This window comes from Mesorhizobium sp. WSM4841, from assembly GCF_055811515.1.
The window spans coordinates 24,365-46,729 of the sequence record NZ_JBVVQC010000038.1; the positions used below are offsets into that span (position 1 = coordinate 24,365).

A 22,365-nucleotide genomic window follows, 5' to 3' on the forward strand; every position below is an offset into this window, starting at 1 on the left:
CTCCCCTTCGGAAAAGGAGACGGAGCCAGGCTCCGCGGAAAAAAATGGCAAGACAAGATCAGGCCAACGACCAATTTTCGCTTACCTCTTTCCTCTATGGCGGCAATGCCGATTATATCGACGCGCTCTACGCCGCCTATGAGGACGATCCCTCTTCAGTCGATCCCGAATGGCGGGATTTCTTCGCGGCGCTGAAGGACGACGCCGGCGATGTCCGCAAGAATGCCAAGGGCGCCTCGTGGGCCAAGCCCTCATGGCCGCTGCAGGCCAATGGCGAGCTGGTGTCGGCGCTCGACGGCGATTGGGGCATCGTCGAGAAGCACATCGAGAAGAAGGTCCAGCACAAGGCGGTGATGAACGGCGTCACCCTTTCCGACGCCGACGTGCATCAGGCGACGCGCGATTCCGTGCGCGCCATCATGATGATCCGCGCCTACCGCATGCGTGGCCATTTGCACGCCAATCTCGATCCGCTCGGCATCGCCAAGCTCGATGATTACAACGAGCTGTCGCCGGAAAATTACGGCTTCACCGCCGTCGATTACGATCGCCCGATCTTCCTCGACAATGTGCTCGGGCTCGAATTCGGCACGATCCGGCAGATGCTGGACATATTGACCCGCACCTATTGCTCGACGCTCGGCGTCGAGTTCATGCATATTTCCGATCCCGAGGAGAAGGCCTGGATCCAGGCGCGCATCGAGGGCACCGACAAGGAGATCTCCTTCACCGCCACCGGCAAGAAGGCGATCCTGCAGAAGCTGGTCGAGGCCGAAGGCTTCGAGCAGTTCATCGACGTCAAGTACAAGGGCACCAAGCGCTTCGGCCTCGACGGCGCCGAGGCGCTGATCCCGGCGCTGGAGCAGATCGTCAAGCGCGGCGGCCAGCTCGGCATGAAGGAGATCGTGCTTGGCATGGCGCATCGCGGCCGGCTGAACGTGCTCTCCCAGGTGATGGCCAAGCCGCACCGCGCCATCTTCCACGAGTTCAAGGGCGGCTCGGCCGCACCCGACGAGGTCGAGGGCTCGGGCGACGTGAAGTACCATCTCGGGGCTTCGTCGGACCGCGAATTCGACGGCAACAAGGTGCACCTGTCGCTGACCGCCAATCCCTCGCATCTGGAAATCGTCGATCCGGTGGTGATGGGCAAGGCGCGGGCCAAGCAGGACTCTCTGTTCGGCCGCAGCCGCGAGGAGATCGTGCCGCTGGAAGAACGCGCCAAGGTGCTGCCGCTGCTTCTGCACGGCGACGCCGCCTTTGCCGGCCAGGGTGTGATTGCCGAAATCCTCGGCTTGTCGGGCCTGCGCGGCCACCGCGTCGCCGGCACGCTGCATTTCATCATCAACAACCAGATCGGCTTCACCACCAATCCGCGCTTCTCGCGCTCGTCGCCCTATCCGTCGGATGTGGCCAAGATGATCGAGGCGCCGATCTTCCACGTCAATGGCGACGATCCGGAAGCCGTGGTCCACGCCACCAAGGTGGCGATCGAATTCCGCATGAAGTTCCACAAGCCTGTCGTGGTCGACATGTTCTGCTACCGTCGCTTCGGCCACAATGAGGGCGACGAGCCGGCCTTCACCCAGCCGATCATGTACAGCAACATCCGTCGCCACAAGACGACGGTGCAGATCTATGCCGACCGGCTGATCGCCGAAGGCCACCTCACCCAAGCCGAATTCGACAAGCTCAAGGCTGACTGGCGGACACATCTCGAGCAGGAATTTGAGGTCGGCCAGCATTACAAGCCCAATAAGGCCGACTGGCTGGATGGCGCCTGGTCGGGCCTGCGCACGGCCGACAACCTGGACGAACAGCGGCGCGGCAAGACCGCCGTGCCGGTCAAGACGCTGAAGGAAATCGGCAAGAAGCTGGCCGAGGTGCCGAAGGATTTCGAGGCCCACAAGACGATCCTGCGCTTTCTCGAGAATCGCCGCCAGGCGATCGAGTCGGGCGAAGGCATCGACTGGTCTACGGCCGAGGCGCTGGCCTTCGGCGCCATCCTGCTCGACGGCAACCCGGTCCGGCTGTCCGGACAGGATTCGGAGCGCGGCACGTTCTCGCAACGCCACTCCGTGCTCTACGACCAGCGCGACGAGACACGCTACATTCCGCTCAACAATCTGTCGGCGGCGCAGGCCGGTTTCGAGGTCATCAACTCGATGCTGTCGGAAGAGGCCGTGCTCGGCTTCGAATACGGCTACAGCCTGGCCGAGCCGAAGGCGTTGACGCTTTGGGAAGCGCAGTTCGGCGATTTCGCCAACGGCGCCCAAGTGGTGTTCGACCAGTTCATCTCGTCGGGCGAGCGCAAGTGGCTCAGAATGTCGGGCCTCGTCTGCCTGCTGCCGCATGGCTATGAAGGCCAGGGGCCGGAGCATTCGTCGGCCAGGCTCGAGCGATTCCTGCAGCTTTGCGCCGAAGACAACATGCAAGTGGCCTACTGCACGACGCCGGCCAACTACTTCCACATCCTGCGGCGGCAGTTGAAGCGGGATTTCCGCAAGCCGCTGATCCTGATGACGCCGAAGTCGCTGCTGCGCCACAAGCGGGCGGTGTCGACGCTGCCGGAGATGTCGGGCGAAAGCGCGTTCCACCGGCTGTTGTGGGACGATGCCCAGCAGCTCCCCGGCCAGGCGATCAAGCTCACCAAGGATTCGAAGATCCGCCGTGTCGTGCTCTGCGCGGGCAAGGTCTATTACGACCTCTACGAGGAGCGCGAGAAGCGCGGCATCAACGACATCTATCTGCTGCGCGTCGAACAGCTCTATCCGTTCCCGGCCAAGGCGCTGATCACCGAACTGTCACGCTTCCGCAACGCCGAGATGGTGTGGTGCCAGGAGGAGCCCAAGAATATGGGCGCCTGGTCGTTCATCGATCCGTATCTGGAATGGGTGCTGGCGCATATCGACGCGAAGCATCAGCGGGTGCGCTATACCGGCCGGCCGGCCGCGGCGTCGCCGGCGACCGGATTGATGTCGAAGCATCTCGCCCAGCTTGCCGCCTTGCTCGAAGACGCGCTCGGTGAATAGAACAAAGCTGGGCGAATAGAACAGAACAGACAGAAAACGGACAGGCACAATGGCTACCGAAATCCGCGTCCCCACTCTTGGCGAATCCGTCACCGAGGCGACCATCGGCAAATGGTTCAAGAAGGTGGGCGACGCGATCGCCACCGACGAACCGCTGGTCGAGCTCGAGACCGACAAAGTAACGGTGGAAGTGCCGGCCGCGTCCGCAGGAACGCTCAGCGAGATCGCGGTCAAGGAGGGCGAGACGGTCGAGGTCGGCGCTTTGCTCGGCATGATTTCGGCGGGCGACGGGGCAAAAGCGGCAGCACCCGCGAAGGCGTCAACTCCCGAACCAAAGCAGGACGCGGTATCGCAGGCCTCGGCGCCGACCGCCGCATCCAGTGTCAAGCAAGCCGCGGCCGAGACCGCCAAGATCGCCGGCGATGCCGGGCCGATCGAGGCGCGCACGATGCCGCCGGCGCCGGCGGCGGCGAAGCTGCTGGCCGAGAGTAATCTCGCGGTCGACCAGGTCTCGGGTTCCGGCAAGCGCGGCCAGGTGCTGAAGGGCGACGTGCTCGATGCGATCGCCAGGGGCGCGCCATCGCAACCGGCCGAAACGCCGAAGGCGCCTGCACCGGTCGCCGCCCGTGCGCCGTCCTCGGCCGATGACGCGTCGCGCGAAGAGCGCGTGCGCATGACCAAGCTGCGGCAGACCATCGCGCGCCGCCTCAAGGAAGCGCAGTCGACCGCCGCCATGCTGACCACCTTCAACGAGGTGGACATGAGCGCGGTGATGGCGCTCAGGACCAAATACAAGGATGTGTTCGAGAAGAAGCACGGCGTGAAGCTGGGCTTCATGGGCTTCTTCACCAAGGCCGTCACCCATGCGCTGAAGGAAATCCCTTCGGTCAATGCCGAGATCGACGGCACTGACATCATCTTCAAGAACTACGCCCATATCGGCGTCGCCGTCGGCACCGAAAAAGGCCTCGTCGTGCCGGTGGTGCGCGACGCCGACCAGATGTCGATCGCCGAGATCGAGAAGGATATCGGCAGGCTGGGCATCGCCGCGCGAGACGGCAAGCTGTCGGTCGCCGACATGCAGGGCGGCACGTTCACCATCTCGAATGGTGGCGTTTACGGGTCGCTGATGTCGACGCCGATTCTGAACGCACCGCAGTCGGGCATTCTGGGCATGCACAAGATCCAGGAGCGGCCGGTGGTGGTCGGCGGCCAGATCGTCATCCGGCCGATGATGTACCTGGCGCTCTCCTACGATCACCGCATCGTCGACGGCAAGGAAGCGGTGACCTTCCTGGTCCGGGTCAAGGAAAGCCTGGAGGATCCGGAGCGGCTGGTGCTCGATCTGTGATCGGATTTCCCTCCCTAGGCAATCCCGCCTAGGGTCTCGCCGGGGCGCTCGTTTGGTTCACTATGAAGGAAAAGCTGAATGGAAGCCGCAGCAGCATCCACGGAAATCATGGTTCCGGGTTAGGCTGATGGCGTGACCATGGGTTTGCTAAAATGCCGATCGGCCTCATTGAGCGTTGGAATGGTGCTTCTAGCTCTAGGGAGCATGAGACTTTATTTTCAATATCACCACTACGCCGAGAATGGTGACAGCTCCGATTTCGGCTACGTTCTCGACAGCTTGCCGTTCTGGTTGATTGGTTCCGGCGGTCTCTTGCTTTGCCTGACAATGCTCTTCATTTCAAAATCAATTCGATCGCCCTGATGCAAAGCGCCATGTCGTCCACTGTCGGGGGTGTAGCAGGGTCATTCGCGATTTTGTTCACGACCTTCGCGCCTCTCGCCGCCTGCCCGCTGGAACTCGCCGTCTATGGCGATGCCGAAGGTGCGGCCGAGATCGATTTCAGGCCGACCGGCGGGTCGGCTGTGGTCACCAACACCTTCAAGATGGTGCTCGATAACGATGTCGTGCTCGACGGGATCGTCATGTGGACGGAAGGCGTGGCGCGGCCGCATGGTTCGCTGATGTACAAATGCCCGACAGGCGACGTCACCGGCGACGAGCTCGCCGCCTGCACGCTGTGGGAGGGCGTCGTCTACAGTGCTGACGATAAGGGCAACATCGCTCTGCTGCCGGCCGAAGGCGTCGAAGCGCCGAAGACCCTGATCTTTCCCGACCTCGGGCCGTCGCTGCAGATGTCGGCCGCCTATGGCGCCAACGGGTTTTCGAAGGTGCCGTGGGATGTTTTCTCATTGAAGGGCTGTCAGGAATGAGCGCGGCCAAAAAAGTGCTGCTGGTGACCGGCGGCAGCCGCGGCATCGGCGCTGCCACATCCAGGCTTGCCGCCAAGGCTGGATACCGCGTCGCGATCAACTATGCCTCGAACGAGGCCGCCGCTGCGGCACTTGTCGAGGCGATCGAGCAGGATGGCGGCGAAGCGCTGGCCATCAAGGGCGACGTCGGCAGCGAGGCCGATATTCAGGCGATGTTCGAGAGGATCGATCATGCCTTCGGGCCGCTCGACGCGCTCGTCAACAATGCTGGCGTCGTCGACATAAGGGCGCGTGTCGACGAAATGAGCGGAGCAAGGCTGGAGCGCATGATGCGCATCAACGTCATTGGCTCCATGCTCTGTGCCCGCGAAGCGGTGAAGCGCATGTCGACCAGCCATGGCGGCAAGGGCGGCGCCATCGTGAATGTCTCCTCGATTGCAGCGAGAATTGGCGGGCCAGGCGAATATGTCGACTACGCTGCCTCGAAGGGCGCGATCGATTCCTTCACGATCGGCCTGGCGCGCGAGGTGGCCGGCGAAGGCATTCGCGTCAACGCAGTAAGCCCAGGGATTGTCGATACCGAAATTCATGCCTCCGGCGGACAGCCGGATCGCGTCGAGAGGATGCGTCACGGCGTGCCGATGCAAAGGGCGGGGACCACCGAAGAGGTCGCCGCGGCAATTCTCTGGCTCCTGTCGGATGGGGCGTCCTATACGACAGGCGCGAATTTGGAAGTGGGCGGCGGCCGCTAATCCCAGCCAAGGCTGAGTGCAGACCAGAAGGACAAATCATGGCTTATGACGTCGTTATCATCGGATCGGGACCAGGCGGCTATGTCTGCGCCGTCAAGGCGGCACAGCTCGGCCTGAAGACGGCGGTGGTCGAGAAGAACCCGACCTTCGGCGGCACCTGCCTCAATATCGGCTGCATCCCGTCCAAGGCGCTGCTGCATGCGTCCGAGATATTCGCCGAGGCTGGTCATTCCTTCGACACGTTGGGCGTCGAAATCGGCGCGCCCAAGCTCAACCTGGAAAAGATGATGGCGCACAAGGACGCGACGGTGGCGTCCAACGTCAACGGCGTCGCCTTCCTGTTCAAGAAGAACAAGATCGACAGCTTTCGCGGCACCGGCAAGGTCCTGTCCGCCGGAAAAGTGTCGGTGACCGGCGAGGGCGGCAAGGTCGAGGAGATCGAGACCAGGAACATCGTCATCGCCACCGGCTCCGACGTCACGGGCATCCCGGGGGTCAAGGTCGACTTTGACGAGAAAGTGATCATGTCCTCGACCGGCGCGCTGTCGCTGGACAAGGTGCCGGGCCATCTGGTGGTGGTCGGCGGCGGCGTCATCGGGCTGGAGCTCGGCTCGGTATGGGCGCGGCTCGGCGCCAAGGTGACCGTCGTTGAGTTCCTCGACACCATTCTCGGCGGCATGGACGGCGAGGTCGCCAAACAGTTCCAGCGCATGCTGTCCAAGCAAGGCATAGAATTCAGGCTCGGCGCCAAGGTGACCGGTGTCGCCAAGGCCAAGAAGGGCGCCACCGTAACCTTCGAGCCGGTCAAGGGCGGCGCGGCCGAGACGATCGAGGCGGATGCGGTGCTGATAGCGACGGGACGCCGGGCCTATTCGGACAGTCTCGGGCTGAAGGAGGCCGGGGTCGAGGTCGACGAGCGTGGCCGGGTCAAGACCGACGGCCATCTCAACACCAATATCCCCGGCATCTACGCCATCGGCGACGTCATCGCCGGACCGATGCTTGCCCACAAGGCCGAGGACGAGGGGGTGGCGGTGGCCGAGATCATCGCCGGCCAGGCCGGCCATGTGAATTACGAGGTGATTCCGAACGTCGTCTACACCAGTCCGGAAATCGCCTCGGTCGGCAAGACCGAGGAAGAGCTGAAGGCGGCAGGCATCGACTACAAGGCCGGCAAGTTTCCGTTCACCGCCAATGGCCGGGCGCGCGCCATGCTGCATACAGACGGCTTCGTGAAAATCCTGGCGGACAAGCAGAGCGATCGCGTGCTCGGCGTCCACATCGTCGGTTTCGGCGCCGGCGAGATGATCCACGAGGCGGCGGTGCTGATGGAGTTCGGCGGCTCGTCGGAAGATCTTGCCCGCACCTGCCACGCCCATCCGACGATGTCGGAAGCGGTGAAGGAAGCGGCACTAGCGACCTTCTTCAAGCCGATCCACATGTAGGCCTTCCCAAGCTACTCCGGCAGCCATCTGACGGCTCAAAGCAAAACGGCCCGCTTTTCAGCGGGCCGTTCATATTTGGAGTCAGCAGCCGATCACTGCGGGGCTGGTGCGGGCGCCGGAGCAGGCGCTGGAGCAGGTGCTGGGGCAGGCGCCGGAGCAGGCTCTGCGGGTGCCGGAGCTGGCGCAGGCTCTGCCGGAGCAGGCGTCGGTTCAGCGGGCGCTGGCGCCGGGGCCGGCGTGGTTGCGGCCGGCGGTTCAGCGGGCGCTGGCGCCTCACCGCTTCTTCCAAAAACATAATAAGCGACAATAGCCAGAATAACGACAACCAGGGCAATCAGCCAGCCGGTGCTGCCGCCACCCGACTTGGGAGGGGGGGTCGGAGTGGTGTACGGGTCGTTTGGATTCGCCATAAAAGTGTCCTCCGTGGGATGAAAAGTATCAATCAACACACATCAACGCGCAATCGTCGAACAGGTTTCACGCTAGCGATCGAAAACGCCGAAAACAGGGCAATCTTCGCCGGGAATCGTTTGTCCGCACGCACTTTACTCGCAAAATTCGCAGCGATCGAGCCAAAACAAACCTTTCGACCTTCCTGTACTGAGACAAGCTTTCCGTGATTCGGGAAAGGCATCGCCCCGAATCACGTCTTGCCGGGTTTGCAACTCGACCGTGCAACTCAGTCGACGGCAGTGACGGTGTAGCCGGCCTTGCGGAAATCTTCGACCAGACCTTCCGCGCCCGGAAGGTGCAAGGCGCCGACCGCCATGAAGGCGTTGCCCTTGGCGAGGATCGGCCCGGCATGATCAATCATCACCTTGTTGCGGCGGGTGATCATGGTTTCCTCGAAGGCGGCATAGCCCGCCGAATCGTCTTCGCCGCCGGGAAGGACGGCACGAAACAGCGGCCAGAGCATGCCGATGTCGCCGCGCTGGTAAAGCACGATCATGGTTTCGTTGACGTCGTTCACCCTGTTGCCGAGCTTCAATGTGTCGACGAGGCCCTTCATGTGAAAAGCGAGCGGCAGCGAGGCCATGGCGCGAAGCTGGTCGGCGACGGTCTCCAACCCATCGACGGCCTTGCCTGCGGCTTTGGCGTCCTGCGCGAGCTTGATGTCGAGCACCGGCGCGCCGCCGGCCTGGCGGGCCAGTTCACAGGCCGGGAGCGCGACCATGGTCGACAGCATCCACGGTTTCATCTTGGCGACGCTGGCCGGCGGGATGCCGCGTGCGTCGAGCGCCTTGTTCATTGCCGCCGCATCGTCCGGCGACAGCAGCGAGGACAGCGTGGTGCTGTCGGTGAACATCATCAGCTCCGGCTCGTTCAGGAACGCCGCCATCATCTTCTGCTGATCGAGCACCTCCGTGGTCTCGATGACGACGGTGTCGACGGCGTCAAACGCCTTTTGCGCGGCGGGCGGCAGCGTGGTCACGCGCGGGTCGGTCATGTGCATGGTGCCGAACAGGAAGGACGGCCTTTCGCCCGCCTTTTCCAGTTTCCACAACAAGCCCTTGCCGTTCAGTGTTGCGGCCGCTTCCGTCTCGATCTTGCGGTAGGTGGCGGGGTCGTCCTTCTGCAAGGCCGACAGCATGTCGGCGCCGGCGCAGACCGGGGTTTCGGCGCGCGCCTTGCCGGCGGCAAGCAGCGCGATGATGAGGAAAGAGAGAAAAAACAGGACGTTGAGCGCCACGAGCAGCTTCAACGACGCAAGGGCCGTGCGGTCGGCGATGATAATGACGCGTTTCATGGCCGCTTTTTAGAGACAAAGAACGGCGAAACGGTTAACTGGCGCAGCAAAATTGTCTCGGACATTGTTCCACGGCTCATATCCTGGCTGCAACGTTGCGAAATCATGCGTCGGTTACGCCCGCGGATGGGCCGCTTCATAGACTTCGAGCAGCCTCGCGGTGTCGACGCCGGTATAGATCTGCGTCGTCGACAGGCTGGCGTGGCCCAACAATTCCTGGATGGTGCGCAGGTCGCCGCCGCGTCCAAGCAGATGCGTGGCGAAGGAATGGCGCAAGGCGTGCGGCGTGGCGGTGTCGGGCAGATTGAGCGCCGAGCGCAGCTTGGCCATGTCGCGCTGGACGATGGCCGGGTTGAGCGGGCCGCCGCGGGCGCCGCGAAACAGCAGGCCCTTCGGATCGAGATGATAGGGGCAGAGCCGGCGATATTCGGCGATCGCCCGCAGCGCCACCGGCAGCACCGGCACCAGCCGCGTCTTGCCGCCCTTGCCGGTGACGCGCAGCACCTTATCGCCGGCGGCCGACAGATCGGCGCCAGGCAGGCCGAGCGCCTCGGAAATGCGCAGACCTGAGCCGTAAAGCAACGTCAGCACGGCCGCGTTGCGGGCAGCGATCCACGGCTCCTCGGCCAGCTGGCCTTCCACCGAAACGACGTGTTTCGCATCGCTTGCCGTCAGCGGCTTGGGCAGCGACTTCGGCTGCCGTGGCGCGCGCAGTGCCGCAGCACCCGCCGCATTGACGAGGCCGCGCCGCTCCAGAAAACGCAGCAGTGAGCGGATGCCGGCGAGCCCGCGTCCGAGCGTGCGGGCGCCGGCGCCCCCGGCGCGGCGGGCAGCGAGAAAGCCGCGCAGATCGGCAGGGCGCAGATCGGCGATATCCGAAATGCCGGGCGAACCGCCGCAATGGCTTGTCAGGAAGTGCAGGAACTGGCGCGTGTCGCGCTCATAGGCTTCCACGGTTTCCGGCGACAGCCGGCGTTCGCGCGCCAGCATCTTCAGCCAGCTTTCGCGGGCCGCCAGAAGGTCTGGCTTGGCCGGGATAAGGAATTCCTGCATTGCGCTCTTCCGATATGCCGCTCTTCCATTCTGGGCCATCTTCCGGCAGCCGGGTTAGGAAGCTGTGAAGAGCCGCGTCATTGAAATGACAAGAGGGTGGAGCTAGAGCAAGGCCAAAGGATTTTTCCACCGATGACCAAACCGCAAAACCCTGTCCAGATGGCCGTGATCGGCGCCGCCCACGGCATCAAGGGCGAATTGCGCGTGAAAACCTTCACCGGCGATCCGCTGGCGCTGGCCGACTACGGGCCGCTCTATGCCAGGGACGGCCGCGCCTTCCAGATCGTCGACATCAGGCCGGCCAATAACGTCGTGGTGGTGCGCTTCAAGGGCATCAGCGACCGCAACGCCGCCGAGGCGCTTGCCGGCACGGAACTGTTCGTCGATCGCTCGATGTTGCCGGACGACGGCGAAGAGGACGAATTCTATCATGCCGATCTCGTCGGGCTGGCAGTCCGGGACGATACCGGTGCTGACATCGGCAAGGTCGTTGCCGTGCATAATTTCGGCGGCGGCGACATTCTCGACGTGACGCTTGGCGAGCGCAAAGGCGTGCTGATTCCGTTCACGCAGGCTGCCGTGCCTGACGTGTCGATCAAAGAGGGCTTCCTCCGCATCGATCCGGCGGCGGCGGGCTTGATCGATGACGAAGACGGCGATGCTCCCGGCAGCGATGGTTTCGACCCGAAGGGCAGGCCGCGCGGGCCGAAGGACGCCGGGGGCAACCGGTGAGTTTTTCCGCCTCGGTGCTGACGCTCTATCCCGAGATGTTTCCCGGCGTGCTCGGCCTGTCGCTGGCCGGCCGGGCGCTGGAGGCCGGCACGTGGTCGCTGGAAGCAATCCAGATCCGCGATTTCGCCAGCGATCGCCATCGCACCGTCGACGACACGCCGGCCGGCGGCGGCGCCGGGATGGTGATGCGCGCCGATGTTCTGGCCAGCGCCATCGACCACGCCTCGCCGGCGGGTGATCCGCGCCCGCGCCTGCTGATGAGCCCGCGCGGCAAGCCGCTGACGCAGGCCCGCGTGCGCGAACTGGCCGCCGGGCCTGGCGCGGTGATCGTCTGCGGCCGCTTCGAGGGCGTCGACCAGCGGGTTATCGAGGCGCGGGGACTGGAGGAGGTCTCGGTCGGTGACTTCATCCTGTCCGGTGGCGAGCCGGCGGCGCTCGTGCTGCTCGACGCCGTGGTGCGGCTGTTGCCCGGCGTGATGGGCAACGCGGTGTCGGGCGATGAAGAGAGTTTTGAAAACGGCCTGCTCGAACATCCGCACTACACGCGGCCGCAGGAATTCGAGGGCCGGCAAATCCCCGAGGTTCTCACCTCCGGCAATCACAGGAAGATCGCCGCCTGGCGGCGCGCCGAGTCGGAAAAATTGACGAAGGAGCGGCGGCCGGACCTGTTAGCTGCTCACCCCCTGGTGAAATAGTAAAAGGCCAGGAACACGCCGACCCCGACGACGAAGCCGCGCACGGCAATTTGCGGCACGCGCTTGGCGATCCAGACGCCGGCATAGCCGCCCAGCGCGCCGCCCGGTATCATGACGATCGCCTGCGGCCAGGCGATGACGTCGCCGGAGACGAAGACCAGGATGGCTACTGCCGCAATGACCACGGCCAACATGTTCTTCAGCGCGTTCAGGCGGTGATAGTCGCCAGCCTGGGTGAGGCCGAGCGTCGCCAGCATCATGACGCCCATGCCGGCGCCGAAGAAGCCGCCATAGACGGCGGTGGCGAATTGCGCCAGGGAACCGACCAGCGAACCCACCGCGGCCTCATGTCCCGGCATGGGCGCCGGCTTCAGCCACGGCCCGGCGGCGAACAGCGCGGTCGCCGCCAGCAGCAGCCAAGGCACCAGGACGCGGAACGACGGATTGTCGAGCGCCAGAAGGATGAGTGCACCGGTCAGTGCACCGAAAGCCGAGATAAGGCCGAGCAGCAATGCCGTGCGCCAGAAATGCTTGATGTCGGACCAGTAGGCGAGCGTCGAGGTGATGTAGCCGGGAAACTGTGTCAGCGACGAGGTGGCGTTGGCGACGATCGGCGGCAAGCCGACCAGCGACATGGCGCCGAAGGTTATGAACGTCCCGCCGCCGGCTATGGCGTTGACGGCGCCTGAGAGAAAGCCCGCGAAAAAGAGCAGGGCCGCATCGAGAACTGGCATGGAGGGATATTGCCGCCGGAGGAAAGTCACGTTTTACCCGGCTTAAAAAGCTTGGGCCTTCGACGCAACCCCTGCGCTGAAAGATTGCAATGTCGGCCAACTACCAAAAAAGACACGGCGAAGGCGTGACAAAGCGTCGAAATAGCTGTATGTGCGCGCCGAACCGGAAGAACAATCTGCCGGACCCGTCAACAATGACGGTGTAGTCGCCCCTGCCCGATGTTCTCGAACCCAGACGGTCTCGAACAAAGGGCATAGCCGAGCGGTCAATGCAACTGCAAGGCGAGTGCCGGACGCTCTGACTGTCGGAAGAACAAGAAGTGGATTTGTAGAGATGGATATCCTCCGTCAGCTCGAGGCCGAACAGGCCGCCAAGATCGAAGCCAAGCGCAAGCTTCCCGAATTCCAGCCCGGCGACACCGTGCGCGTCCAGGTCCGCGTGACCGAAGGCACCCGCACCCGCGTCCAGGCTTATGAGGGCGTCGTCATCGCCCGCGCCGGCGCCGGCTTCCAGGAGAATTTCACCGTTCGCAAGATTTCCTACGGCGAAGGCGTGGAGCGCGTATTCCCGGTCTTTTCGCCGATGGTCGAGGGCGTCGAGATCGTGCGCCGCGGCAAGGTGCGCCGCGCCAAGCTTTACTACCTGCGCGATCGTCGCGGCAAGTCGGCCCGTATTTCGGAAAACACCGGCGTGCGCGCCCGCAAGCTCAACGACGAAGAGCGTGATCTGCTGAACGCCGAAAAGGCCCGCATCGAGGCCGAGAAGGTTGCCGCCGCCCAGGCGCTGGCCGCCGAGAAGGCGGCGCAGGACGCCGCCGAGAAGAAGGCCGCCGACGAGGCCGCCAAGGCCGCGGAAACCGCTCCCGCCGAATAAGGCGTCTTCAACAACCATATTTCGGAAAGGCGGCTTCGGCCGCCTTTTTTGCTTCGCGGGATGGATTCGATTTTGCCGGGCGCGTCGGTCCGCAATCGAAACGGATCGTTCCGTAATCGTTTGGTGAAAGCATGGGAATTCATTTTCGCGCAAAGCGGCGCATCGAGCCGGCTTGCAAGGCGCTTGCGGAAAGCTAAAGTCGGCGCCGGATTTTCCTGCAAGCCTCGACCATGTCGAGGCCGTTCAAATTCTCGGGGTGTACCATGACCAAATCGAAACTGCTGTTGGCCGGCCTGTTGGCTCTGATACTTGCGCCGGTCGCCGCCCTGGCGCAGGCGCTTCCCGATCTCGGCGGCAAGAAGGTGGTGGTGGTGACGGAGAACGCCTATCCGCCATTGCAGTTCATCGACGCCAAGACCGGCAAGCAGATCGGCTGGGAATATGACGCGATGAACGAGATCGCTAAGCGGCTCAATTTCCAGGTCGAGTACCAGAACACCTCTTGGGACGCGATGATCCAGGCGGTTTCCGACAACCAGTACAACATCGGCATGACCGGTATCACCATCAAGGACGACCGCAAGCAGAAGGTCGATTTCTCCGACCCCTACATGCGCTCGGAACAGTTCATGCTGGTGCGTGGCGATGAGAAGCGCTTCACCGACGCCAAGACATTTGGCGCCTTCAAGGATGGGCTGATCGGCGCGCAGGCCGGCACCACCCCCTTCTACACCGCCGTCTACAGCGTGCTCGACGGCAATGAGCAGAACCCGCGCATCAAACTGTTCGAGACGTTCGGCGCGACGGTGCAGGCGTTGAAGACCGGCGACGTCGACGTCGTGCTGACCGACGGCACTGCCGGCAAGGGCTATGTCGAGGCGTCCAATGGCGGGCTGAAGCTGATCGGCGGCCCGCTCGGCACCGAGGATTTCGGCTTTATTTTCCCGAAAGGCTCGGATCTGGTGAAACCGGTCAATGCAGCGATCGCCGCACTGAAGGCCGACGGCACGCTCGACGCGCTCAACAAGAAATGGTTCCTCGACTACAAGATGGGGCAGTGAGCCGGTTTGGCGCACTTGCTGCGTGAGGGCCGTGCGCTGAATATCGCACGGACGGAGTTTCTTCCCACCCCCCTCTGTCCTGCCGGACATCTCCCCCTCAAGGGGGGAGATCGGCTTTCGCATCGGCTTTCGCCAATTTTCAGCGTTGCAGAATGGGCGGCGACGTCAAGGCTGCCAATCTCCCCCCTTGAGGGGGAGATGGCCGGCAGGCCAGAGGGGGGCCACTTGGCTCGACGTTGTTTCGTCGGCGCGCCTTGATGGCAACCCCCGCATCCTCCGCCTCCAAAACCGACTTCCCGTGGTGGCTTGCCGTGGCGGCGGCGCTCGCCGTGGCCGCTGCCATCTTCATTGCGGCAAGCGACCTCTACGCCCAGGTTTTCGCGACCGTCGCCACGGGCATCGGCATCACCGTCTTCGTCACAATGGTCGCCTTCGCGCTGGCCTCGGCAATCGGGCTCGGCATTGCGCTGATGGGGCTGTCGGGGTCGCGCTGGCTGCGCCAGATTGCTCGCTTCTATGTCGAGATCATCCGCGGCGTGCCGATGCTGGTGCTGTTGTTCTGGATCGCCTTTGCCGGCGCGCCGGCCTTCGTCGCGGCGTGGAACGCGCTGACCGCGCCGTTGCAAAATGCGGGTCTCTTCGGAGAACTGCTGGTGCGCGACGTGTCGTTGCTGTGGCGCGCCATCATGGCGCTGACCATCGGCTACTCGGCCTTTATCTCGGAGGTCTTCCGCGCCGGCATCCAGGCGGTCGAGAAGGGCCAGATCGAGGCGGCGAAGGCGCTGGGGCTGACGCGCACGCAGCGTTTCCGGCTGATCGTCTTTCCGCAGGCGATCCGCACCATCCTGCCGCCGCTCGGCAATGATTTCGTCGCCATGGTCAAGGATTCCTCGCTGGTCTCGGTGCTCGGCGTCGCTGACATCACCCAGATGGGCAAGATCTACGCTGCCGGCTCGTTCCGCTTCTTCGAGACCTATTCAATCGTCGCCTATATCTATCTTATCCTGACGGTCGGCCTGTCGCTGGCCTTGCGGGCGCTAGAGAAGCGGCTGCGCCGCCAGCATGAGCAATAGCCCCGGCAGGCGAAGACGGCGCTACCATCGCGGCAGACGCGTTTTGGAAGGCAGATCCATGATTATCGACAAAGCCAATGCGGCCTTGGAGTCCGTCTATACGGCCGACACGCCGGAAGCGCTGGCGCAAGCCTATGCCGCATGGGCTGCGACCTATGACAGCGAAACCGCCTCGCTCGGTTATCTCCTGCCGTTCCTGATCGCCGCCTGGGTGGCGCGCTATGTGCCATCTGGCGAGGGGCCGCTGCTCGACGCCGGCTGCGGCACCGGCCTGTCGGGACCATCGCTCAATGCGCTCGGCTATCAGGACATCGCCGGGCTCGACCTGTCGGATGAAATGCTCGACATCGCCGGCAGCCGCCAGGCCTACAGCGAGCTGAAACAGGCGATGCTTGGCGGTCCGCTGCCTTGGCCGGACGAGTATTTCCGCGCCTTCTTCTCGACCGGCGTGTTCACCATCAGCCACGCGCCGGCGTCCGGCCTGCATGAATTGGTGCGGATCACCAAGAAGGGCGGCCATGCCATCTTCACCGTTCGCGACCAGGTGTTCGAGAGCGGCGGCTTTCGTGACGTCTTTGCCGAACTGGAGCAGGACAAAAAATGGCGGCCGGTCGAGGAAAGCCCGTGGTTCCGCTGCTATGCGATCGCCGAGCCCGAGGCGCTGGTGAAGACCTTCGTGTTCGAGGTGGTTTGAGAGGCGCCTTCTTCCTTCTCCCCTTGTGGGAGAATGTGGCCGAGCCCACGGGTCTTGCCTCCGGCAAGCCCGAGGACAGGCTCCGCTCGGTCGGATGAGGGGTGTTCCAGCTTGGCACCAATCGCGCTCCGGCCAGCACCCCTCTTCCGTCTCGGCGCTGCGCGCCGATCCACCGCCCGGGGCGAGTCACGGGCCTCGCCCGCCCTTCGGGCCCCACAAGGGGAGAAGGGAAGCCGCGCCACCAGCCAATTGCCGAAAAGCCAAAAGATTGATATGAGCCACGCCATGGAACAGCTTTTTGGCGATCCGGCTTACAAGGGCTTCGTGCTGCAGGACAGAAAACGCCTGCCGTCGCGATTCTCGGCGCGCGTTTGCGGCGCTCTGACCCGCCGACTTCGTTAGGCCGTGTTCGCCGGCTAGCCGGCGCTTGTCCTTTCCCATTTTTTATATCGACGGATTTACGCACATGAGCGCACCGCGCACCCTCTACGACAAGATATTCGACGACCACGTCGTCGACCGCCAGGACGACGGCACCTGCCTGCTCTACATCGACCGTCATCTCGTCCATGAAGTGACCAGCCCGCAAGCCTTCGAAGGCCTGCGCATGACCGGCAGAAAGGTCCGGCATCCGGAAAAGACGCTGGCCGTGGTTGACCACAATGTGTCGACCTCGCCGGAGCGCAAGTTCGGCATCAAGAACGAGGAAAGCCGCATCCAGGTCGAGGCGCTGGCCAAGAACGCCAAGGATTTTGGTGTCGAATATTATTCCGAAAAGGATATCCGCCAGGGCATCGTCCACATCATCGGTCCGGAGCAGGGCTTTACGCTGCCCGGCATGACCATCGTCTGCGGCGACAGCCACACCTCGACGCACGGCGCTTTCGGCGCATTGGCGCATGGCATCGGCACCTCGGAAGTCGAGCATGTGCTGGCCACGCAGACGCTGATCCAGCGCAAGGCCAAGAACATGCTGGTGCGCGTCGACGGCGTACTGCCGGAAGGCGTCACCGCCAAGGACATCATTTTGGCGATCATCGGCGAGATCGGCACTGCCGGCGGCACCGGCTATGTCATCGAATATGCCGGCGAAGCGATCCGCGCGCTGTCCATGGAAGGCCGCATGACCATCTGCAACATGTCGATCGAGGGCGGCGCCCGTGCCGGCCTGATCGCGCCTGACGAGACGACCTTCGCCTATGTCAAGGACAAGCCGCGGGCCCCCAAGGGCGAGGCGTGGGATGCCGCGCTCGCTTACTGGAAGACGCTGCAGTCCGACGAGGGCGCGCATTTCGACAAGGTGGTCGTGCTCGACGCGGCGAAATTGCCGCCGATCGTCTCCTGGGGCTCCTCGCCCGAGGACGTCGTCTCGGTCCAGGGCATCGTGCCAAACCCCGACGATATCGCCGATGAGAATAAGCGCACCTCCAAGCAGCGCGCGCTCGACTATATGGGGCTGACGCCGGGTACCAGGATCACCGATATCGCGCTCGACCGCGTCTTCATCGGCTCCTGCACCAACGGCCGCATCGAGGATCTGCGCGCCGTCGCCAAGGTGGTCGAGGGCAAGAAAGTCAGCCCGCATGTCCATGCGATGATCGTGCCGGGCTCCGGTCTGGTCAAGGAGCAGGCGGAAGCAGAAGGTCTCGACAAGATCTTTGTCGCCGCCGGTTTCGACTGGCGTGAGCCGGGCTGCTCGATGTGCCTTGCCATGAATGACGACCGGCTGAAGCCGCATGAGCGCTGCGCCTCGACCTCGAACCGCAATTTCGAGGGCCGTCAGGGCTTCAAGGGCCGCACCCATCTGGTGTCGCCGGCGATGGCGGCGGCGGCGGCGATCGCCGGCCATTTCGTCGACATCCGTGAGTGGAAATAGTTCAGGCTGCCACGGTCCGTATGTGAGTGCATGCCAGGCCCGAGCCGCAACGCGATTCGGGCCCTTTCTTTCAACCGGGGCGCCTGACGAATTCGTGGAATTGCTCACGGCGGCCGGGTTGATCCTTTGCCACCACGAGCGCCAGCTGGCGTTCGTCGAAAAGCTTGAACCATTCGTCCCATTCGACCAGTTCGTAGCCGCCGGCGTTGGCCGGGCGTTCGGCCTGGTCCTGGTCCTGATAGGCATGCTGGCCGAAAACCAGCCTCAGCATGGCTTGCGTGCCTGTTTCGGGCGATACATCGACGATTGCCGGAAATCCGGCACGTGACGCGGCCCATGAGCGAATTGCCTCGTGATCGGTCAGCATGATCGTATCGGCCATGAAAGCGTCTCCATCGATTGCTGCTGGAAAACGCCGGCCGCGGTCTCAAGTTCCGTGTAGCAGCTTCATGGGTGACCTCGCGCATATTCGGTCCCGCTTAACCGCTTGTTTGGGCTTCCGCTCTAAGGTCTTCCCTGACGCAAGCGTGGGGGCACGGTCCTTTGGACACCGGTCTGCTGGTAGGGTTGCTCAACCCGACGATCGCGCTTGCGCTCGGCGCGGTGTTTCTCGTGCTTTGGTTCTATCAACGTCACCGCCCCTATCTGGCCGTTCTGGCCGCCAGCTATTGGCTTTCGGCGGCCGGCTTCCTGTTGCAGCATTTCACCCTGCCCATCGGCATGGCGCCGACCAAGCTGATCTCCAACATCTGCTTCACCATCGCCGCCTGTGGTCTCGCCGGCGCGATCGTGACACGTTATGGACGGCGCGTGCCCTTTGTTGCGATCGGCGTTCTGGCGAGCGGCGGCCTGACCGCTTTTTGCTGGTTCATGTTCATCCAGCCGGACCTCACCTGGCGGATCCTAGTGATGAATTTCGCTTTCGGCGGCCTCAGCCTGGTTGTCGCCGCCGAACTGCGCGTCGTGCGCGACAAGGGCCCGACGGAAATGATCCTGTTCGTGCTGTCGCTGCTTTCGGGGCTGAACTTCTTCGTGCGCACCCTCGTTATCGTCATCGCGCATGGACCCTATCAAAGCTATGACGGGTTCTATGCCTCGTCCTACTGGACGACGGCGCTCCTGTCGCACGCGCTGTTGTCGCTGCTCATCGCGCTTTGCCTGTTCTGTGCGGCTGCGCTCGACGTGATGAAAGTGCTGAAGGCCGAGGCATACACCGACCCGCTGTCGGGCCTGCTCAACCGCCGCGGCTTCGAGGAGCGCGCCACGCTTCTCCTGCAGCACTGCGCCACCGCCAAACTTCCGGTCGCGCTGGTGCTCGCCGACCTCGATCATTTCAAGGCGCTCAACGATCTGCACGGTCATGCGGCAGGCGATCGCGTGATCGCCGATTTCGCCGCCAAGCTTCTATCGGCGGCCGGCATCAGCGGCGTCGCCGGCCGCATCGGTGGCGAGGAGTTCGCAGTGCTTTTGCCGCTGAGCGACCTTGGCGCGGCAAGGCTGTTTGCCGAAGCCATTCGCGCGCTCTATTCGGCGGGCAACGTCGACGGGCTCCCGTCCGGCACAAGAGTGACCGCGAGCTTCGGCGTGACGGCCCGCACCGGCGAGGAAGGGCTGGAGCCGCTGATGCGCCGCGCCGACGAGGCGCTCTACAAAGCCAAGAGGAACGGTCGCGACAGCGTGCGCCTGTCCTATGACCAGTCGGCCTGTGAACCGTCGGAAACGGTGTCGGTTGTGGAACCGCTCAAAGCCGGCTGATCGCATCCGCGCCCGGGCTCGCGTTAACGTCTTTTTCGCCCGTTCGTGATTTGCTGGCGCAGGGGGTGCGAAAAACCACATGGGCGGCGGCGCAGAGTTCATCCTTGCAATCAACCTGCTTGTCGCCGGCTTGCTGGCGGCTGCCTTCATGACCATCTCGTTCAACGATGCGGCGCGCGCGCCGGCGCGCTGGCTGGTTTTCGGTTATCTGCTCGGGATGGCCTATTTCGCCATCGAGTTCAGCATTCCGGTCTTCGACAATGCGCGACCCGCGGTCGTCGCGGGCTTCGCCGTTTTCCTTGGCGCCACCATCGCCTTCAATGGCGGGCTTGCCCATAAATACGGTGTGGCGCCGCCCTGGGCGCCGATGCTCGTCTTCCTGTTTGCGGCCACCGTGGCCGTGTATTTCGTGCAGGACCTGCCGCGCCAGTCGCTTGCCCGCATGATGGCCTACCAGTTTCCCTATGCGGCCATGCAGTTCGTAGGCGTCGCCATCGTCTGGTCGTCCAGGCAAAGAAGCGACTGGCTCGACCATGCGCTGATGGCCGTTCTGGCGGCCAGCGCCCTGCAATTCGTGAGCAAGCCGTTCATCGCCCATGCATTGGGCGGCTGGGGTGTCAATCCGCAGGCCTATCTGCACAGCAACTACGCTCTGGTGTCGCAATCACTAGGCACTGTATTCGGCATGACAATCGCGCTTCTCATTCTGGTCATTGTGGTCCGTGACGTGCTCGCCGAGGCGACATCGAAGTCGGAGACGGACACGCTATCAAGGCTGCTCAACCGGGGCGGCTTCGAACGTCATGCCGAGCTCGCGATGCGTGACGCGGTGCGCAAGGGTATTCCGGTCGCCCTGGTCATCGCCGACCTCGATCATTTCAAGAGCATCAACGACAGTTTCGGCCACGCGTCCGGCGACCGGGTCATCGAGGCCTTTGCCGGCTTCCTGCGTGATGCGGCCGCCGATCACCACGTCGCCGGCCGCATCGGTGGTGAGGAATTCGCCATCATCCTGCCGGGAACCAACCTCGCCGCCGCGCGGCTCTTCGCCGAAGGCACGCGCAGCGCTTTCGGGGCCCTGCCGATAGACTGTCTGCCGGCGCACCATCGTTGCACCGCCAGCTTCGGCGTTGCCGAGCTTCACCCGGCCGAAGGGTTTTCCGACCTGCTGCAGCGCGCCGATGAAGCGCTCTATCAAGCGAAGGGTAGCGGACGCAATTGCGTGCGCATCTCGATAGGGTCGATCGCCGCCCGGCAGACGGCTGTCGCCAACGCCGGGCCGAAGATCAGCGGCAGGGGCTGAGCTCGGGCATCTCGCCGTCGGAAAGCCCGTACATATAGCTGCGGCCCTTCACGAAAACCGGCGGCCTGTAGCAGTCGCGGCTGCTGATGTCATCCGGGTCGTCTTCATAGATGATTTTGGGCTGGCCGGCGCCGGTGTAGTCCGACAGCTCCTTGGCCAGGTTGCCGTCGCCAACGAGGATGCGCTTGTAACCGGCGGCGCTCTCGATGACGAGATTTCCGAAGGAATCGGCGTAGACGCGGTCGCGCGTCCCGGCGAGTGCCGGTGCTGCGAAGCCGATGGCCACCGCCACCAGGATGAGCGCCGGAAGGCGCGATCTGCCTGAATTCGAACGCATGGCGTCCCCCATTTGTCAGAGGCGAGTCTTGCTCGAATCACAAATTAACCTTTTCTTAACCTTTGTTAAGATGCCGGCCCCTGCTGGCAGCCAGATCTCGGCAAACATGGTTAATATCCGGCGCCTGCGTTGCGGCCATCATTCGGCCATGCTTGCCCGCACCATCCCGTGGCGCGGGTGATCTCGGCAAACCACCGCGGCTGGATTGACGCGTAGGGAGGCAGCATATGGCGTTAGGCCGGACGTTTCGGATAACGCCTGCGCTTTTCCCATTGCTGATCACTGCTGCCTGCGTGTCGCAGACCAATGCGCCGAAGGCCGGAAATCCGCTCGCCGATTCGCCGCAGCCGCGCACCGCGACCTACACTTGCGCCGATGGCGCCAGGATCACCATCGAAAATCTCGGCACCTCGGTTCGCGTGCTTGGCCCGGACGGCGCCAGCGAGGACCTGCCGGCCTCGCCAGCCAATCAAAATAGCCGCTTCGGCGAGGCGCATGACGCAATCGTGATCGACGGGCGCGACGCGCTGGTGATGAAGGGCGGGAAGACGCCGCTGACCTGCAAGCGCTAATCGGGTGCATTGATTTTCAGGTGAGGCCGGCCTGCAACTGGCAGCCTCCTCCGCTTACCTACAGCGCCGTGCGCCCTCTTGGGCGCGCAAAGGACGCAGTAGAACTTTGATTTTGCGCATGACCGCGGGGTCATGCGCGGGCTCACGTACGGAAATGTACGCTCCGCTCCGGTTCTCGTAAGCTACCATTTTCGACTCGGCCTGACCTGAATCTCAACATACCCTGGACGCCCAAGCCGGGCAGATATGCCGCAGTGCAGCGAACATTGCGCCGGCTTTGGGTCGCGCCCTAATCGATTGAAGCGAAAACGGGCTATTCAGTCAGACTAAATTACGTTTTCGAAACGATTTTCCGGCTTTGACGCGGTGCAAAAAGAGCATTAGAAACCGGCTGTCCGAAGTCGCATCCG

General features: G+C 63.5%; 20 protein-coding genes. 15 read left to right on the forward strand and 5 right to left on the reverse strand.

Annotation, left to right across the window (positions count from 1 at the left end; genetic code table 11):
• Positions 1-44 precede the first annotated feature (44 nt).
• The 5 genes from AC0L14_RS30145 (at position 45) to lpdA (ending at position 7,449) form a co-directional block, all read left to right on the forward strand.
• The gene (locus tag AC0L14_RS30145; protein WP_473751677.1) at positions 45-3,029 is read left to right on the forward strand and encodes a 2-oxoglutarate dehydrogenase E1 component; all 2,985 of its coding nucleotides are present in this window, start codon (positions 45-47) and stop codon (positions 3,027-3,029) included.
• A gap of 49 nt (positions 3,030-3,078) precedes the next feature.
• Positions 3,079-4,380 (forward strand): 2-oxoglutarate dehydrogenase complex dihydrolipoyllysine-residue succinyltransferase, encoded by a 1,302-nt coding sequence (gene odhB / locus AC0L14_RS30150; protein ID WP_473525869.1) that lies wholly within the window; start codon positions 3,079-3,081, stop codon positions 4,378-4,380.
• Between the two features lie 374 nt (positions 4,381-4,754).
• Positions 4,755-5,252, forward strand: a complete 498-nt coding sequence (locus tag AC0L14_RS30155; protein ID WP_473751678.1) for a hypothetical protein — start codon at positions 4,755-4,757, stop codon at positions 5,250-5,252.
• Positions 5,249-6,004: an SDR family oxidoreductase gene (locus AC0L14_RS30160; RefSeq protein WP_473525867.1), complete on the forward strand. Its 756-nt coding sequence runs from the start codon at positions 5,249-5,251 to the stop codon at positions 6,002-6,004. The genes AC0L14_RS30155 and AC0L14_RS30160 overlap by 4 nt, the downstream gene beginning before the upstream one ends.
• Positions 6,005-6,042: 38 nt before the next feature.
• Positions 6,043-7,449 (forward strand): dihydrolipoyl dehydrogenase, encoded by a 1,407-nt coding sequence (gene lpdA, locus AC0L14_RS30165; RefSeq protein ID WP_473525866.1) that lies wholly within the window; start codon positions 6,043-6,045, stop codon positions 7,447-7,449.
• A 679-nt stretch (positions 7,450-8,128) separates the two neighbouring features.
• On the opposite strand, the gene AC0L14_RS30170 is transcribed toward lpdA, so the two are convergent.
• Entirely contained in the window at positions 8,129-9,196 is a 1,068-nt protein-coding gene (locus AC0L14_RS30170; protein WP_473751679.1) for a TraB/GumN family protein, read from the reverse strand.
• A 114-nt stretch (positions 9,197-9,310) separates the two neighbouring features.
• The gene (locus AC0L14_RS30175) at positions 9,311-10,249 is read right to left on the reverse strand and encodes a tyrosine recombinase XerC (protein ID WP_473751681.1); all 939 of its coding nucleotides are present in this window, start codon (positions 10,247-10,249) and stop codon (positions 9,311-9,313) included.
• 132 nt (positions 10,250-10,381) lie between these two features.
• On the opposite strand from AC0L14_RS30175, the gene rimM reads away from it, so the two are divergent.
• Positions 10,382-10,981: a ribosome maturation factor RimM gene (rimM, locus tag AC0L14_RS30180; RefSeq protein WP_473525863.1), complete on the forward strand. Its 600-nt coding sequence runs from the start codon at positions 10,382-10,384 to the stop codon at positions 10,979-10,981.
• Positions 10,978-11,676, forward strand: coding sequence for a tRNA (guanosine(37)-N1)-methyltransferase TrmD (gene trmD, locus AC0L14_RS30185; protein WP_473751683.1), 699 nt, complete (start codon positions 10,978-10,980; stop codon positions 11,674-11,676). Before rimM ends, trmD begins: the two co-directional genes overlap by 4 nt.
• Here the strand turns inward: trmD and AC0L14_RS30190 are convergent.
• Complete coding sequence (locus AC0L14_RS30190; RefSeq protein WP_473525861.1) at positions 11,658-12,410, reverse strand: sulfite exporter TauE/SafE family protein; 753 nt, start codon at positions 12,408-12,410, stop codon at positions 11,658-11,660. The genes trmD and AC0L14_RS30190 overlap by 19 nt on opposite strands.
• A 334-nt stretch (positions 12,411-12,744) precedes the next feature.
• Here AC0L14_RS30190 and rplS point away from each other — a divergent pair, with 334 nt between their 5' ends.
• From rplS to leuC, 5 genes are all read left to right on the forward strand, one after another.
• Positions 12,745-13,284 carry a 50S ribosomal protein L19 gene (rplS, locus tag AC0L14_RS30195; RefSeq protein WP_473525860.1) on the forward strand — a complete coding sequence of 180 codons (540 nt, stop codon included), beginning with the start codon at positions 12,745-12,747 and terminating at the stop codon, positions 13,282-13,284.
• A gap of 263 nt (positions 13,285-13,547) precedes the next feature.
• On the forward strand, positions 13,548-14,345 hold the full coding sequence (locus AC0L14_RS30200) for a transporter substrate-binding domain-containing protein (protein ID WP_029349350.1): 798 nt from the start codon (positions 13,548-13,550) through the stop codon (positions 14,343-14,345).
• A 257-nt stretch (positions 14,346-14,602) separates the two neighbouring features.
• Complete coding sequence (locus AC0L14_RS30205; RefSeq protein WP_473525859.1) at positions 14,603-15,418, forward strand: amino acid ABC transporter permease; 816 nt, start codon at positions 14,603-14,605, stop codon at positions 15,416-15,418.
• 58 nt (positions 15,419-15,476) lie between these two features.
• The gene (locus tag AC0L14_RS30210) at positions 15,477-16,112 is read left to right on the forward strand and encodes a class I SAM-dependent DNA methyltransferase (RefSeq protein WP_473525858.1); all 636 of its coding nucleotides are present in this window, start codon (positions 15,477-15,479) and stop codon (positions 16,110-16,112) included.
• A 466-nt stretch (positions 16,113-16,578) separates the two neighbouring features.
• Positions 16,579-17,988 carry a 3-isopropylmalate dehydratase large subunit gene (gene leuC / locus AC0L14_RS30215; protein WP_473751684.1) on the forward strand — a complete coding sequence of 470 codons (1,410 nt, stop codon included), beginning with the start codon at positions 16,579-16,581 and terminating at the stop codon, positions 17,986-17,988.
• A gap of 70 nt (positions 17,989-18,058) precedes the next feature.
• Here leuC and AC0L14_RS30220 read toward each other — a convergent pair whose 3' ends face one another.
• Positions 18,059-18,370, reverse strand: coding sequence for a hypothetical protein (locus AC0L14_RS30220; RefSeq protein ID WP_095495597.1), 312 nt, complete (start codon positions 18,368-18,370; stop codon positions 18,059-18,061).
• 161 nt (positions 18,371-18,531) lie between these two features.
• Here AC0L14_RS30220 and AC0L14_RS30225 point away from each other — a divergent pair, with 161 nt between their 5' ends.
• Both AC0L14_RS30225 and AC0L14_RS30230 read left to right on the forward strand, forming a co-directional pair.
• On the forward strand, positions 18,532-19,743 hold the full coding sequence (locus AC0L14_RS30225; protein ID WP_473751685.1) for a GGDEF domain-containing protein: 1,212 nt from the start codon (positions 18,532-18,534) through the stop codon (positions 19,741-19,743).
• 79 nt (positions 19,744-19,822) lie between these two features.
• Complete coding sequence (locus tag AC0L14_RS30230; protein ID WP_473751686.1) at positions 19,823-21,046, forward strand: GGDEF domain-containing protein; 1,224 nt, start codon at positions 19,823-19,825, stop codon at positions 21,044-21,046.
• Here the strand turns inward: AC0L14_RS30230 and AC0L14_RS30235 are convergent.
• Positions 21,030-21,383 (reverse strand): hypothetical protein, encoded by a 354-nt coding sequence (locus tag AC0L14_RS30235; protein WP_123148944.1) that lies wholly within the window; start codon positions 21,381-21,383, stop codon positions 21,030-21,032. The genes AC0L14_RS30230 and AC0L14_RS30235 overlap by 17 nt on opposite strands.
• A 227-nt stretch (positions 21,384-21,610) precedes the next feature.
• Between AC0L14_RS30235 and AC0L14_RS30240 the strand changes: the two genes are divergently transcribed.
• On the forward strand, positions 21,611-21,955 hold the full coding sequence (locus tag AC0L14_RS30240; RefSeq protein ID WP_473525854.1) for a hypothetical protein: 345 nt from the start codon (positions 21,611-21,613) through the stop codon (positions 21,953-21,955).
• Positions 21,956-22,365: the final 410 nt, after the last annotated feature.